The organism is Chryseomicrobium imtechense (assembly GCF_041475995.1).
GTDB classification, from domain to species: Bacteria; Bacillota; Bacilli; order Bacillales_A; family Planococcaceae; genus Chryseomicrobium; species Chryseomicrobium aureum.
In genome coordinates, this window is sequence record NZ_JBGOBM010000006.1 from 1 (window position 1) to 14,299 (window position 14,299).

Sequence of the window (14,299 nt, forward strand, 5' to 3'; positions counted from 1 at the left end):
TTTCGGTTGGCTAGACCTGAAAATATCGTATGATGAGGGGATTTTTTTGTCCATAGCTGAAAGCTCTCAGGAACCCCTTGCATTGCAGGGGGTATTCAGATTACAAAAAAGCTGAACACGTCCACTTGCGACGCGTTCAGCTTTTCAATTTTTTATTCAAAATAAGATAAAATCTCGTTTACATCTTTACGTGGCTTTGCTTTTGGCGCTTCATCAAAATAGCCGAATTGCAACATACTGATGATACGCTCGCCCGGCTGAATCCCTAGGCTCGATCGGAATTTAGGATGGTCAATAAATGGTGGCGTCTTCCAGCAAGACCCGATTTCCATCTCCCACGCAGCAAGTTGCATGTTTTGAATCATTGCACTTGCAGCTCCAAAATCCTCTAAGCGTTCTTTTTGACGCGCATCTTCTGGTACCACAATAAATAAAACCGCACCAGGAAGCATAAACTTAGCTAAAGCCGTATGAAGTTCTTCTTCACTCATATCGCGCCACTTTGGAACTGCGACTTCTTTTATCGCATCCACCATACGCTCCATCGATTCACCCACTGCACCAACTAACCGCCAAGGTTCACGTGTTCCATGATTCGGTGCCCAAGTTCCTGCCTCTACAATCTTAGCAAGAGCCTCTTTCGTCACCGGTTTCCCATTAAATTTCTTGATGGATCGTCTTGTTTCAATTGCCTCACGTACATTCATCATTCATCTCTCCTTATCGCTCTTATTGTACCAAATACCAAAGCGCTTCCGCTATATCACATGGTACACTTAACTCACCAACTTCAAGAGGAGATTTCCTATGATTGAAATGATTTACTGGATAGCAAGTTACTTCGTCGGTACCGTGTTGACCGCTTGGTTTGTAGGCAAATGGAAAGGTGTCGACCTCAGAGAACACAAAAGTGGCAATCTTGGTGCACGAAATGCGGGAACAGTTCTTGGAAAAGACGCGTTTATCGTGACATTTTTAGGCGATGCCGGAAAAGGTGCACTCATCGTGTGGATCGGTCATCTACTGAATCTGCCTCCAAATTCGATTGCTGTAGGTGCAGTCGCTGTGACACTCGGCCACCTCTTTCCTCTCTGGTTAAAAGGACGTGGTGGCAAAGGGATTGCTACGTTCATTGGAGTGGCGCTTGCTTTTCATCCAATCAGTTTCCTAGCGGTTATTGGCGTCATGCTCATCGGACTAGTCATTACCCGCAGTGCAACCCTGTCTATGAATCTCGCATTTCCAGCCTACGCAATTGCTCTAGCTTTTGAAAATGTTATATCCAGCGCACTATTTTTTCTACTCATTGTCATTATCTTATGGCGTCATAGATCTGATACAAAAGAGTCCTGGGACGACGCTTGGTGGCACTCTAAATAAATTCAACTTTTGATTTATTCACCTTCATATCATGCTATACTTATTATTCAAAGAATACTATTAAAGGAAGTGTCCACATACGATGACCAAAATTGCATGGGTTACAGATAGCAGTGTTTTTCCTTCTGAAAGAGTAAAGAATCACCCAGACGTTCATATCGTTCCTCTGGCCATTCATTTTGATAACGAAACGTATCTTGATGAAGTGACAATCACTAAATCGGAAGTCTACAGTCGTTTAGCGAGTGATAAAGAAAAAGCAAAGACGTCTCAGCCTCCTGCAGGTGAATTCGCAAAATTGTATGAAGCCTTGAATGAAAAGTATGATGCCATCATTTCTGTACACTTGGCGAACGAATTAAGCGGAACAATCGCATCTTCGAGAAGTGGCGCTGAAATTGCAGAAGTCGATATCCACCTTGTGGATTCTCACTCTCTTTCTGCAGGTATTACAGAACTTCTTGAGCACGGGCTTGATTTACAAGAGCAAGGCCATTCAGCAGAGGAGATTGCAGATGCCCTTCGCACACGCGTAAAAGATTTTGAAAACTATATCTTGATCGGAAGCTTGGATCAACTGTATCGCGGTGGTCGCTTGAGCAGTGCGCAGTTCTATCTCGGAAGCCTTCTGAAAATCAAACCAATCATCCATATCGCGCCGAATGGAAAGTTGAACGAAGGAGAAAAAGTTCGTTCGATGAAAAAGGCAAAGCAGTCGCTTCTTGATAAAGTAGGAGCAGCATATGCAAAACAACCAATTAAACGCATTTACTTGATGCACGGGAACTCTGAAGCAGAAGCGCGAGAATTCGAGGCTTCCTTAAAAGAGGTCGCCCCCACTAGCGAAATCATTGTTGGGGATATCAGTACGGTCTTAGCTGTTCACGCTGGGCAAGGTACACTGGCTACACTTTGGTACAACAATTAACACCTTTGACACAGCTAGAGTAGATGGAACTATGTTACAGTTAGCGTAGACTATACTCGAGGTGACTGCCATGGGAAATCAACATAGTGAAAGACTTTTAGAGCAGCCTGTACAACTGTGTGATGCAAAGGGCCAATTAAATCCGCTAGCGATTGGGTATGCAAAAAGCCCGCTCATCGAAAGCAACTTGAGCGGAAACTATTTGCGCAAGAAAAAGTGGAATTATTGGTGTGTATTTGGTGAGGAAATTTTATTTTCCGCCACCATCAGTCATATGGACTACGCTGCTGTTTGCTTTGTCTATATGTTTCACTACGATTCCCAGCAGCTCATTGAAAAAACAGTTACACTCCCACTTGGACGTGGTGTAAAAATGGCACCTGGCGTTCTGGATACAGTGAGCGCGGAGTCGAAAGAAATGACATTGCGTTTTGTAGGCCATCAGGATGGTTACACATTGTTGAATGTTCATATTCCAGACTTCGACGGTGAGCCTCTGCATGCCAGCTTAAAAATAACGCACCCCGAAAATCAGGAATCATTAAACGTCGTCATCCCTTGGGACCGAAACCATTTCCAATTCACTGCGAAGCATCATACGCTACCGGTAGAAGGTTCTGTGCACCATGGTGGATACGAGTATTCCTTTGATGCACAAGAGAATTTTGCTGTGCTCGATTACGGGCGGGGTATGTGGCCACGCGAAGCGACTTGGAACTGGGGATTCGCCTCACAGCGTATCGGTTCGCGTCGCGTCGGGTTGAATTTTGGTGGCAAATGGACAGATGGCACAGGCATGACGGAAAATGCTGTCATTGTTGATGGCAAGCTTTACAAAATCAGTGAAGATGTGTTGTTCGGGTATGATCGCAAGGATTTCAAGAAGCCTTGGACGCTAAGAACGAAATTTTCTTCGGATGTAAACCTCACGTTTATTCCTTTCCATGAGCGAGTGGCTAGAACGGATGCAAAGCTTGTGTATTCAGAGGTCCATCAACTGTTTGGCTACTTTAAAGGCACAATTTATCTAGAGGGCTACGGTAAGTTAGTGATTTCGCATATGTTGGGGTGTGTGGAAGAGCATAGTGCTAGATGGTAATTGAAAAGTTGAGTTCCGTTGCGGGGCTGCTTTCCGAGGGCGCGTCGTGAGCTCCTCGGCATAAGAGCACGCCTGTGGGGTCTCACGTTCCGCTTTTGATCCCTCCGGAGTCAAGCCCCTCCACTCCACTCAACTTTTAACTTTAAAATAGGCATACCACTAAGAGAAACACACTCTCTTATGGTATGCCTTTTCTATTTGGAAACAGCCCCCATAAGGTACCTGGTACCCAAACAATTCCAACACAATTTATGAATATTTAGAAATGAACGCAGGAATGCGGGTTTCTGTTGCATATTTGGTGAATAGTCATGAATATCAGAATAGTTTGTGGGACAGGTACCTATAAAAACTTCTCCGGGAAGTCTGTAAAGATGGCCTCGACTCCTGCTTTTTCGAGCATATCAGCGTACACTTTATCGTTCACTGTGAATGCACGAATCGGAATTCCCGCGGCCCGTAGTTCTTGTCCCATTTGACGCAGTGCCGTTGGAAACAGGACATGCGCGTCTGGTGCCGGAATTGTTTTTAAATAGGCCGGAAAGTCGACCATGACTTCCATTGTAAGACATGCGGTATGTATCTGTGGATAAGTCTTTGAGACATAGCGTAGCACCTCGTGATCAAACGAAGATAGAATGACGCGCTCCTCAAATCCTAGCTTCTGAACCAACTCCATGACTCGGTCGGCCATCCCAGGGTACGGGAAGATGTCGGATTTGAGTTCAATATTCAACACATGGTCGGTTTCCACAAAAATCGTCAACACTTCGTGCAGAAACGGAATACGTTCCCCGTTAAAATCTGCGGCTTTCCAACTCCCCGCATCCAATTGGCGCAATTCTTCACTTGTCATGTCTTTTACGAACCCTTTGCCGTTTGTTGTCCGGTCGACAAGTTCGTCATGAATCACTACAAGCTCCCCGTCCTTTGAAAGATGAACGTCTAATTCTATGCCTTCTATTGGCAGTTTACTGGCTGCTTCAAAAGCTGCTAAAGTATTTTCCGGATAAACACCCGAGCACCCACGATGCGCAAAAATTTTCATTGTCTCGCCACCTCTTCTCTAGTCAAAAAAACCCGAGAGAATTGGACTCTCGGGAGGTTTATAGTTAGTTAAGTAAAAGAATGCATCTTACTTCTACATTCAAGTTGAGCGGAATGGAGGAAATCTTTTGGTACATAGCTGAGCTATGTTGCGGGGCTGACTCCGGAGGGATCAAAAGCGGAACGTGAGACCCCACAGGCGTGCTCGTACGCCGAGGAGGCTCACGCCGCGCCCTCGGAAAGCAGCCGCGCAATGGAGCTCAGCGTATTCAAATCAAACTCGGCTCCACAAGCAAAGGTTGAAAGGTAGTTTCGACTTCGAATGGAATCGGGTTGCGCCTCCTATAAATCCCGCAAGAAGCCATCGCATCCCATGAAGCAAAGAGCGCTTCACGGGCTCCGCTGTCATCTTGCACAATTTCTGACCAGTCTGCTCCACATCTAGTTTTTCCAATACTTCGTATGATTCACCGTCTGAAACCCGACCCGCTCATAAATCGAAAGCGCAGTCTCATTGTCCGTTTCGACATCCAAATAGACCGTCTTAATGCCCTCGTTGTGCGCATACTGTTGCGCGTAGCGTAGAAGATTACTTGCTACACCTTGGCCGCGTGCCATCGAATGAACAGCAAGTGCCGTCACCCAAATGCGGTTGCTTTCGCGCACAATTGTCATGGCGCCAATTGCATCCGTTCCTGAGTGAACGAGGAAGAACTGGCGGTTTGGTGCATGCGTCGTAAATTCAATCAAGGCGTCCACTTCTTCCGAAGAGTCTCCAAAAGCATTTTCAATAATAGCTTTTAAAGCCTCACGATCTGTTTCCTCATTATATGCACGAACATCTAATCCGGAATCCAGTTCTACTGGTTTGGCAAGAGCTTTCATCGTCCGCTCGGAATAGGCGTACGTGTAGCCGAGCTTTTTTAAGAATGCCGCGGAATGCGGACTGTTCGACGGGTTCATGGCTGTCTCAGAATTGAAATCGCGCTTCTCGAACTCTTCGAGTAAGCGTTCATAGATACGGACGCCTAGTTCTTTACTGCGACGCTCGGGATGCACCATGATGCTCCACTCGTAATCTCGTGTATGAATTGGGTCCATTGCAGAAGCAAAGCCCAGTAATTCATCTGTGTCTTGGCGATAGGCCAATAAGCAAAATCCATAATAATGCGGATCTTTCAAGTTTTCCACACCAAAGATTGGTGCATAGCTGATGCTGTCCTGAGAAGAGGCAGCGGCAACGAGTTCGCTGATTTCTTGCCATGTTTCCTGGTCAACAGGTGTCGACACGACTACTAAATCTTCTGTCATTCGTTTTCTTCCTTTCCAGACATGAGCATTTGGTAATAGCGCCCCTTCTGTGCAAGTAGCTGCTTTTGCGGACCTCCCTCAACGAGACGTCCATGCTCCATTACAAAAATCATATCAGCTTGGCGCACAGTATTCAATCTATGGGCAATAACAAAACTTGTGCGCCCTTCCATCAACCGCTCAAGTGCATCTTGAATTTTCATTTCAGTGACCGTATCAATACTCGACGTCGCTTCATCAAGCAGGAGTATTGCTGGGTCTGCCACAAGTGCACGGGCAATTGAAATTAACTGCTTTTGCCCTTGCGAAATTTCACCGCCATCTGCATTTAAAACTGTGTGATAGCCGTCTGAGAGCTTCATGATGAAGTCGTGGGCATTTGCCTGTTTCGCCGCTTCCATGACCTCTTCGTCTGTCGCATTCAACTTTCCGTACCGGATATTCTCCATTACGGTCATCTCAAATAAGAATGGATCTTGTAAGACAAATGCCATTTGACTGCGAAGTGTCTGACGCGGAATATCTTGTATCCGAATCCCATCAATTAAAATCTCACCCGCATCGGTTTCATAGAAACGAGCGAGTAGTTGCATCATCGTCGTCTTCCCTGCACCGGTCGCCCCAACAAGAGCCGCGGTCTGACCTGGTCGTACTTCAAGGGACACATTGTTGATGACGGCTTGTTCTTCCTCTTTATTGTAGCGGAACACGACATCCTTAAACTCCACATGTCCACGAAGAGTGACAGCATTTTGTTGTTTCCCCGTGTCCTCTTCCGGTTCCTCATCAATGATTTTAAACACACGCTCAGCACCTGCGATGGCAGATAGGACCGTGTTGAATTGGTTCGAAAGGTCATTCAAGGGACGCGTGAACTGGCGTGCGTACTCCGTAAAGATGACGATTTCACCAATTGAGATCTGGTCGTAAAACGCGAGGATCCCTCCGATGGCTGCGACCATCGTAAAACTCAAGTTATTCAGTAAGTTCATTACTTTTGGAATAAAGCCGGAATATGTCAGTGCCCAGAATCCTGTATTGCGAAGCCGTGAGCTTTTCGCTGAAAATTCGTGCATCATTCGCTCTTCTTGTGAGAATGCTTTGACGATACGCTGACCGGAAATAGTTTCTTCAATCATCCCGTTCAGCTCACCGACTGCTTTTTGTTGTTCTTTAAAAAGCTTTGATGTACGTTTTGTGATCCATCTAATTGCAACGAACATGACGGGTACAATCGTCAATGTGATCACCGTCATTAAAGGACTAAGTAACAGCATGACTACCGTCGTTCCCACAAGCGTTAAAATACTAGAGAACACTTGGATAAACGATGTATTGAGTGTCTGACTGACGTTTTCAATGTCGTTTGTCACGCGTGACATCAATTCCCCGTGCTGTCTACGGTCAAAAAACGAGACCGGAAGACGTTGCAAATGGCCAATCAATGTTGTGCGCAAGCGGTAGATTGTCTGCTGGGCAATGCCGATCATCCAAAAGTTTTGGAGGTAAAGCGACACGGACCACCCGACATAAATCACCGCAAGCCAGATGATGATCACAGAGAGTCCAGAGAGGTCTCGATTTGTAATATAGTCATCAATAATCCGCCCGACGAGATACGGCCCGGCAAGCGCGAGCACCGATGATACCAATACGAGCGCAAGTACTACAATCAATAAGAAACGTTGTTCATCGACAAATTGCCAAACACGGTACAAGACAGACTTCCAATCCGACGCTTTGTCGACTTTTTTCTCAGACGTCCCGTTAATATCTTCTTTAGTTAAAATTGGTTCATAGCCAAACGGTTTACGAAAGAAGCTCATGTTCGTCGCCTCCTTCCTGTTGAGACTCGGCAATCGCTCTGTACAGTTCAGATGTTTCCATCAACTCTTCATGCGTACCGAAACCAGCCACTTTTCCTTCGTTTAATAATAGGATGGCATCCGCGCCTTGTGCTGTACGGATTTTCTGTGTGATGACAAGCATGGTTGCCGACTCTTCATCCAGTGCTTCCCACAATGCATTTTCTGTGTTGACGTCGAGCGCACTTGTACTATCGTCAAGGAGCAAGATTTCCGGGCGGCGTACGATGGCACGTGCTATCGATAAGCGCTGCTTCTGTCCACCAGAGAGATTGACACCTTTTTGGCCGACGCGTGTCTGGTACTGATTCGGGAACTCTTCGATTGATGAGTGGATTTGAGCTTTGCGCGCAGCATTTACAAGCCACTCTTGCTCTGCTTCTGTGTCACCCCAACCGAGATTTTCTTCAATACTCCCTGTAAATAAAATGGATTGCTGTGGTACATACCCAATCGTCTCGCGTAACTCGCGAAGAGGCCACTGTTCTGCAGCGATACCATCAATCCGAATCGTTCCGCGGGTCACTTCAAAGAAGCGTGGAATCAGGTTAAACAGGGTCGATTTCCCTGCACCTGTCGCGCCCATTACAGCAAGTTTCTGACCAGATTGGAGTTTGAAGGAAATGTTTTCAAGTACCCATTCTTTTGTATTCGGATAACGGAACGAGACATTATCGAACTCGATTTCTCCGAACGCACGTCGTGGGGACTTTCCACTTTCAAGACCTTGCTCCAGCTCCTCGTCTACTAGCAACACTTCTTCCATACGCTCACTTGACGCTTTCGCACGAGAGAAGAAGATGATGATGAATGCAAACATCGAGAATGCCCCTGTCATACGCATCACGTAGTTGACGATGGCAACAAGGTCACCCAGTGGCGCTTCTCCTGTATTGACCAGGTCAGCCCCAAACCATAACACGGCAAGTAAACTGATATTCATGACAAGAAGTAGGACCGGGAGAATAAACTCCATGATGCGGAAGGCTGTAACGTTCACTGTGCGAAGTTCGTCTGCGACACCGTTAAACCGCTCAGCCTCGTAGCGACCGCGCAAATAAGCTTTTATTAAACGGACAGCTTGCAAGTTTTCCTGGATTTGACGGTTCAGACTGTCAAGCGCCTTTTGTACACGCGTAAACATATGCATCCCTTTGCGGCTCATCCAGTACATGAACACGAGGAGGAACGGGAACCCGATTACCAAGTAAATCGCAAGCGATGGATTGACGATGAACGCCATGATAATACTACCGATGACGAGCAACGGTGCACGGAGCATGATACGCAGTCCCATAAAAATTACGTTTTGTGTCATCGTCACGTCTGTAGTCAGACGCGTGATCAGGCTAGCGTTTGGAAAACGTAAAAATGCCGTCATCGTAAAGTCTTGCACTTTTCGGAACAGTGCCATGCGGATATCGTATCCATAACTCTGTACGATATGAGAAGCGATTACAGTGTTTGTAATCGCTCCAAAGAACGCAATAAACGAAATTGCGACCATCCAAATCCCTAAATTGATAATGACTTGGGGGTCATTCGCTAAAATTCCGTCATCGATTATTTTAGCAATCAATAACGGTTGGACGAGCTCGACAGCAAGCTCTAAAAACATCAAAAATAAGGCGAGGACGATGAGTCCCCGATACGGTGTTAAATACGAAAAGACTGTTCTCATGTTGCACCTCAAAATTCTTCGGAATACGAATTAATCACTTCTTTTATTATGACACACCGAAGTCGAAAAACAAGTCTCAATGTTCTGATTGTTTTTCCCCAGCAAGCGTTAGCCACGTTATAAACAACAGCATAATAATCATCCCTACGTATTGAAGTGAACCAAACACTTGGCTGAACCAGAAAAACGAAATCACCATAGCCGTCAATGGTTCCATACTTGATAAAATACTTGTTTCAACCGCTGTAATAAACTTCATACTAGATAGGAAGAGAATAAAGGCGAGCGTTCCAACAATGATGATGGCAAGCGTCATCCCTGCAACTGTAGGATTCACAAGCTGGCTCCACTGACCAGTTGTCCATACCCTACTTCCCACTCCAAGAACAACTCCACCAATCACCATCCCCCAACCAACCACGAGGAGAACGCCCCACTCTTGCATCAATCGGGCTGGGTACACTGTATAAAACGCAAAGGCGATACCGACAGCAATACCCCAAAACAACGCTTCACCAGAAATCGCCAGCTGTGCAAAGTTTCCATTGGTTAGCAACAATACTAGCCCGCCGAGTGTCCCGATCATGCCTATCACTTGATACATCGGGGGAAACTGTTTTAATTTCCATGAAATGAACAGAATGATATAGACCGGACCGATAAACTGTAAGAGTGTGGCAACAGTTGCATTACTCGCATCGATCGCTGCGACAAACGTGTATTGCACAGCAAGCATCCCGAATATCCCGAATAGCAAGAGTCTCCAACGCCATGCAGTATCTTTCCAAATTTTAAAGACAGGTTGCTTCTTCATTCGCAAAAATAACAGGACAAGAGTACCTGCTACAATTAAACGAACTGTCAGGAAGAATGGTACAGAGAGGGGGAAATGTTCAAGTAGCCATTCCATCATCGGCCCACTCGCCCCCCAGAGCATAGCCCCGGTCAAAATTAATAGTATGCCTTTCCAACGTTGTGATTTCAAATTTATATCCCCCTGTCCATTTTCGTAGTATGTATTTCGGCTAGCGTAGAACTTTTGATACAGACAACAATTATTTGTAATGACTGTTTGGTAAAAATGAATTATACTGATAAAAACGAATTGTAAAGGAGTTCTGATAATGGCTCAAACTAACTATACACTTGATAATTTGCAGCATTCATTCGAAATGAAATCCATTTCAAGTGAGTGGGAACAGGTAAAAGCTGGTTTAAAAGAAGGCTTTATGTTCTATGTCCTTGATGCTACAGGAATTATCCTCTCCACCAATTCAAAATTTCTGGAACGAAGTGAATGGACTCCTAAACGTGTCATTGGCAAATCAATTTGGCAATTATTACCTGACGAAGAATCTTCTCGACACAAAGGTCATCAACTATTGCAACAGCTAGAACGTGGAGCCATTTGGCAAGGCCCTATAGAAAAATCGACAAAGTCAGGGCAGTCCTATTGGGTTCAGGCGCTTGCCATTCCAATCTTTGATGAAGAAGACATTTTGCAGCACAGCTATATCATTGAAGAAGAAATCACGGATAAAAAGACGATGCAAACAAAACTCGAGGAAGCTGCTTACACGGATCTTGAGACTGGTTTACTGAGTCGTTACAAAATGGAAGAGATCATGAAGGAACAGCTTTCCAAAAAGGTGGAGTTCACCTACGTCCTACTTTCAATCGATAAATTCTATACATTGAAAGAATTAATGAATGAACAGCACGAGGAAGCTCTTTTACATGAATTCACAAACCTTTTGAAAAAGTATTTTCCAGACTCAGAAATCGGACGAATGGGTCGAAATGAGTTTGCCTTGATCACACCTCTAAGTGACTGGTATATCCAAGGCTTTAGCGACTTTCTAAAATCGTATCCAGTTTATCTAGATTCAAAATCTGTTGCCATCACTGTAAGTGGTAGCATGACCCGGTATCCCGATGACCAAAAGACGCTTCACCACATTGTCGAAGCGGCGCATAACTCGCTGCAACGCGTGAAACAGCAAGGCGGGAACTTGATTACAACACTCCCAAAAGATGCGCACTCGAAATTATCCCGACGAGTAGAAATCGAAAAAGAGCTTATGGTCGCACTTGATCAACAGCATCTCGAGGTCGTCTATTTACCAATCATCGATACCGTCACAAAAAAAGTCTCAAGTTTTGAAGCGCTCGTTCGGTGGGAAAGTGAGACACTTGGTGCAGTTTCTCCAGAAGAATTGATACCTATTGCTGAACAAACAGGGTTAATCAACGACTTAGGTACTTTTGTACTGGAAAAGAGTTGTCAACAAGCAGCAGAATGGCAGCAACAAGGCTACGACATCAAGGTCAATGTCAATCTGTCTGTACGAGAATTCCATGATAAAAATATGGCACGCACCATTATGCAGATTTTGCAGCAAACCGGATGTCCTGCCAACCGTTTGCAAATTGAAATTACAGAGAAGTTCGCTTTAGAAGCGGAAGCAGAAAAAACAATCATTGAACAGATGCACGCATTGAACCGTGAAGGCGTTCGATTTGTTCTTGATGATTTTGGTTCTGGCTATGCTTCTCTTCGCTACCTGCAGCTTCTTCCAATCGAGAGCTTGAAGATTGATCGGGTTTTCATTCAGTCGATGACAAAAAATGATAAAGTCCTTCGCTTAATTAAAGGGATGGTATCTCTAGCGCATTCCCTTCAAATTCGGGTATTGGCGGAAGGTATTGAATCTGAGCAACAGATGAAGCAGCTTCAGGCAATGGGTTGCGATGGGTTGCAAGGCTTCCATATTTCGAAGCCGCTCAAAGTCAGCGAGCTTAGTGAGTATTTTGAGTGACTTTTAGATGTGGAGAACGCCGCTCAAGAAACTCCGAGGAAATCAGACGTGCCCGTGAAGGCGCTCTTCAGCCTTTGCGGGTGCGGCTGATTCCGGAGCTGCTTTCCGAGGGCGCGGCGTGAGCCTCCTCGTCGCAGGCTCCTGCGGGGTCTCACGTTCCGACTTGAATCCCACTGGAGTCAGCCCCTGCACTACACTCAACTTTTAAGCATTTAAACTAGTGACATAAGAAAACTTTAGCGCATTCATTTTTGAAACTATGTATACAGAAAACCAAGCGCCTACGAGACGCTTGGTTTTTCTTTATAACTGACGGGTGTCTTCGATATTCACGAGGGCATCCGTCTTTTTCTTTTTTGTAAGCCGTCCATACACTTTAGAATAGATTTGCATAATAATTTCCGCAAATACTAACCCCATCGCAATGGCACCTGATATTAAGAGCGCCCGTGTACCGAGCTCAATTGCCGTCAAATAATCTTGTTCTACAACATGGCGCATAGCATTGTAGGCAGAACTCCCTGGAACAAGGACGATGATTCCTGTAACACTAAATAAAATCATAGGCATCTTCCGACGTCTCGCAAAAATATGCGACAAGAGTGCAATCGTGAACGCACCTAAAAATGTTGCGACCACTTGGTCATCTGTCTGGCTGCGTGATATGGAGAAAACGAGCCAACCGACCGTTCCGACGACGCCGCAGTGAATCAGCATTCGACGTGGCGCATTAAACAATACACCGAACGCCACAGCTGCTAGAAAGCTTAAAACGGCTTCTACTAAATAGTCCATAGCTCCTCCTTAAAATGACAGCACTAGCGCAACCCCAGCCCCAATTGCAAAGGCAGTCAGGAAGGCTTCTGCTCCTTTTGATAATCCAGACACGAAATGCCCAGCCATTAGGTCACGTACTGCGTTGGTGATCAATAAACCTGGCACTAATGGAATGACCGAGCCGATGATCAAGCCATCGAGATTCGAACCAAATCCAAGATAGACTGCAGAATATGCGGCAATCCCTATAATCAGCGCGGCAAAGAACTCTGCAAAGAACTTCACGCGTGTCTTTACTTCTAATAAAGTCGCTATCACATATCCTAGCGCTCCAATTACCATAGCCGCTGGCAAGTTCAAGATATCAAACCCCAGCAACAATAAAAATGCGCCAGACGTGATACCAGCTGCAATGATTTGTAACCAGAATGGGAACGTTTTATGTTCTGTTTCGATTTTTCGTAGTTCATCATACGCCTCTTCAATCGTCAGCTCTTGATTCACCAGTCGACGAGAAATCGAATTGACCATCGCTACTTTTTCAAGGTCCGTCACGCGCGTATTGACACGCATGAGTCGAGTTGGTGCGTTGTTATTTCCACTAAACATGATTCCCGTCGGCATGACAAAGCTTTGGGAGCCGATTAGGTGTTGCGACCTGGCCATGCGTTCCATCGTATCTTCTGCTCGGTAGGTCTCAGCGCCTCCTTCAATCATCAGTCGGCCAGCGAGTAAGCAGCACTCAACGGTTATTTCGTAATTTGACATGTCATGCCCCCTTTCGGTTCTGTCCTTAGTCTAACGAATAATCGGGCGGGAATACAATGACTAAATAATTTTCGCACTCTTAAAGAATTTATTTTTTTTAATCTAGAGCTAATAAACGAAGAAGCAACCCTGGTAGTCCATGGTTGCTCCCTCATTTTTATAGAATTGTAGTGAAAACTCCGCGAAATATATGTTGAGTGGAATGGAGGGGTTGACTCCAGTGGGATTCCAGTCTGACGTGAGATCCCGCAGGAGCCTGCGACGAGGAAGCTCACGCAGCGCCCACGGAAAGCAGCCCCGCAGTGGAACTCAACGTCTTGAAAGGGGTTCGACTTCGAATGGAATCGAGTTGCGCCTCCTAGAAATCCCGCAAGAAGCCATCGCGGCCCATGAAGCAAAGAACGCTTCACGGTCCACGCTGCCTTCTCGCACAATTTCTGAACAGTCGGCTCCACATCTAAAAATAAAGTTGAGTGGAATGGAGGGGTTGACTCCAGTGGGATTCCAGTCTGACGTGAGATCCCGCAGGAGCCTGCGACGAGGAAGCTCACGCAGCGCCCACGGAAAGCAGCCCCGCATTGGAACTCAACTTTTCTAAATGCCGTTCTCCACATCTTAATGGAA

At 45.6% G+C, this 14,299-nt stretch carries 12 protein-coding genes; 4 read left to right on the forward strand and 8 right to left on the reverse strand.

Features of this window, described 5'->3' with window-relative positions; genetic code table 11:
• Positions 1 to 152: 152 nt before the first annotated feature.
• Positions 153 to 710: a nitroreductase family protein gene (locus tag AB5N96_RS07215; RefSeq protein ID WP_499705095.1), complete on the reverse strand. Its 558-nt coding sequence runs from the start codon at positions 708 to 710 to the stop codon at positions 153 to 155.
• Positions 711 to 807: 97 nt separating this feature from the next.
• Between AB5N96_RS07215 and AB5N96_RS07220 the strand changes: the two genes are divergently transcribed.
• From AB5N96_RS07220 to AB5N96_RS07230, 3 genes are all read left to right on the forward strand, one after another.
• Entirely contained in the window at positions 808 to 1,380 is a 573-nt protein-coding gene (locus tag AB5N96_RS07220) for a glycerol-3-phosphate acyltransferase (protein WP_499705096.1), read from the forward strand.
• 82 nt (positions 1,381 to 1,462) lie between these two features.
• Positions 1,463 to 2,308 (forward strand): DegV family protein, encoded by an 846-nt coding sequence (locus AB5N96_RS07225; RefSeq protein ID WP_204589568.1) that lies wholly within the window; start codon positions 1,463 to 1,465, stop codon positions 2,306 to 2,308.
• A gap of 70 nt (positions 2,309 to 2,378) precedes the next feature.
• Positions 2,379 to 3,407, forward strand: coding sequence for a DUF2804 domain-containing protein (locus tag AB5N96_RS07230; RefSeq protein WP_499705097.1), 1,029 nt, complete (start codon positions 2,379 to 2,381; stop codon positions 3,405 to 3,407).
• Positions 3,408 to 3,750: 343 nt separating this feature from the next.
• On the opposite strand, the gene AB5N96_RS07235 is transcribed toward AB5N96_RS07230, so the two are convergent.
• The 5 genes from AB5N96_RS07235 to AB5N96_RS07255 form a co-directional block, all read right to left on the reverse strand.
• Positions 3,751 to 4,455, reverse strand: coding sequence for a glycerophosphodiester phosphodiesterase (locus AB5N96_RS07235; protein WP_499705098.1), 705 nt, complete (start codon positions 4,453 to 4,455; stop codon positions 3,751 to 3,753).
• Positions 4,456 to 4,895: 440 nt separating this feature from the next.
• Complete coding sequence (locus AB5N96_RS07240; protein WP_499705099.1) at positions 4,896 to 5,765, reverse strand: GNAT family N-acetyltransferase; 870 nt, start codon at positions 5,763 to 5,765, stop codon at positions 4,896 to 4,898.
• Positions 5,762 to 7,591, reverse strand: coding sequence for an ABC transporter ATP-binding protein (locus AB5N96_RS07245; protein WP_499705100.1), 1,830 nt, complete (start codon positions 7,589 to 7,591; stop codon positions 5,762 to 5,764). The genes AB5N96_RS07240 and AB5N96_RS07245 overlap by 4 nt, the downstream gene beginning before the upstream one ends.
• Positions 7,575 to 9,311, reverse strand: coding sequence for an ABC transporter ATP-binding protein (locus AB5N96_RS07250; RefSeq protein ID WP_499705101.1), 1,737 nt, complete (start codon positions 9,309 to 9,311; stop codon positions 7,575 to 7,577). Before AB5N96_RS07250 ends, AB5N96_RS07245 begins: the two co-directional genes overlap by 17 nt.
• 76 nt (positions 9,312 to 9,387) lie before the next feature.
• Complete coding sequence (locus AB5N96_RS07255; RefSeq protein WP_275580364.1) at positions 9,388 to 10,296, reverse strand: DMT family transporter; 909 nt, start codon at positions 10,294 to 10,296, stop codon at positions 9,388 to 9,390.
• A 139-nt stretch (positions 10,297 to 10,435) separates the two neighbouring features.
• On the opposite strand from AB5N96_RS07255, the gene AB5N96_RS07260 reads away from it, so the two are divergent.
• Positions 10,436 to 12,130 (forward strand): sensor domain-containing protein, encoded by a 1,695-nt coding sequence (locus AB5N96_RS07260; RefSeq protein WP_499705102.1) that lies wholly within the window; start codon positions 10,436 to 10,438, stop codon positions 12,128 to 12,130.
• A gap of 303 nt (positions 12,131 to 12,433) precedes the next feature.
• Here AB5N96_RS07260 and AB5N96_RS07265 read toward each other — a convergent pair whose 3' ends face one another.
• The gene (locus tag AB5N96_RS07265) at positions 12,434 to 12,925 is read right to left on the reverse strand and encodes a threonine/serine exporter family protein (protein WP_204589562.1); all 492 of its coding nucleotides are present in this window, start codon (positions 12,923 to 12,925) and stop codon (positions 12,434 to 12,436) included.
• A gap of 9 nt (positions 12,926 to 12,934) precedes the next feature.
• Positions 12,935 to 13,675 carry a threonine/serine exporter family protein gene (locus tag AB5N96_RS07270; RefSeq protein WP_204589561.1) on the reverse strand — a complete coding sequence of 247 codons (741 nt, stop codon included), beginning with the start codon at positions 13,673 to 13,675 and terminating at the stop codon, positions 12,935 to 12,937.
• Positions 13,676 to 14,299 lie beyond the last annotated feature (624 nt).

Bases quoted from the DNA above. Each gene is read 5' to 3' on its own strand.
- AB5N96_RS07215 (WP_499705095.1), bottom strand. From the start codon at position 710: ATGATGAATGTACGTGAGGCAATTGAAACAAGACGATCCATCAAGAAA.
- AB5N96_RS07220 (WP_499705096.1), top strand. From the start codon at position 808: ATGATTGAAATGATTTACTGGATAGCAAGTTACTTCGTCGGTACCGTG.
- AB5N96_RS07225 (WP_204589568.1), top strand. From the start codon at position 1,463: ATGACCAAAATTGCATGGGTTACAGATAGCAGTGTTTTTCCTTCTGAA.
- AB5N96_RS07230 (WP_499705097.1), top strand. From the start codon at position 2,379: ATGGGAAATCAACATAGTGAAAGACTTTTAGAGCAGCCTGTACAACTG.
- AB5N96_RS07235 (WP_499705098.1), bottom strand. From the start codon at position 4,455: ATGAAAATTTTTGCGCATCGTGGGTGCTCGGGTGTTTATCCGGAAAAT.
- AB5N96_RS07240 (WP_499705099.1), bottom strand. From the start codon at position 5,765: ATGACAGAAGATTTAGTAGTCGTGTCGACACCTGTTGACCAGGAAACA.
- AB5N96_RS07245 (WP_499705100.1), bottom strand. From the start codon at position 7,591: ATGAGCTTCTTTCGTAAACCGTTTGGCTATGAACCAATTTTAACTAAA.
- AB5N96_RS07250 (WP_499705101.1), bottom strand. From the start codon at position 9,311: ATGAGAACAGTCTTTTCGTATTTAACACCGTATCGGGGACTCATCGTC.
- AB5N96_RS07260 (WP_499705102.1), top strand. From the start codon at position 10,436: ATGGCTCAAACTAACTATACACTTGATAATTTGCAGCATTCATTCGAA.
- AB5N96_RS07265 (WP_204589562.1), bottom strand. From the start codon at position 12,925: ATGGACTATTTAGTAGAAGCCGTTTTAAGCTTTCTAGCAGCTGTGGCG.
- AB5N96_RS07270 (WP_204589561.1), bottom strand. From the start codon at position 13,675: ATGTCAAATTACGAAATAACCGTTGAGTGCTGCTTACTCGCTGGCCGA.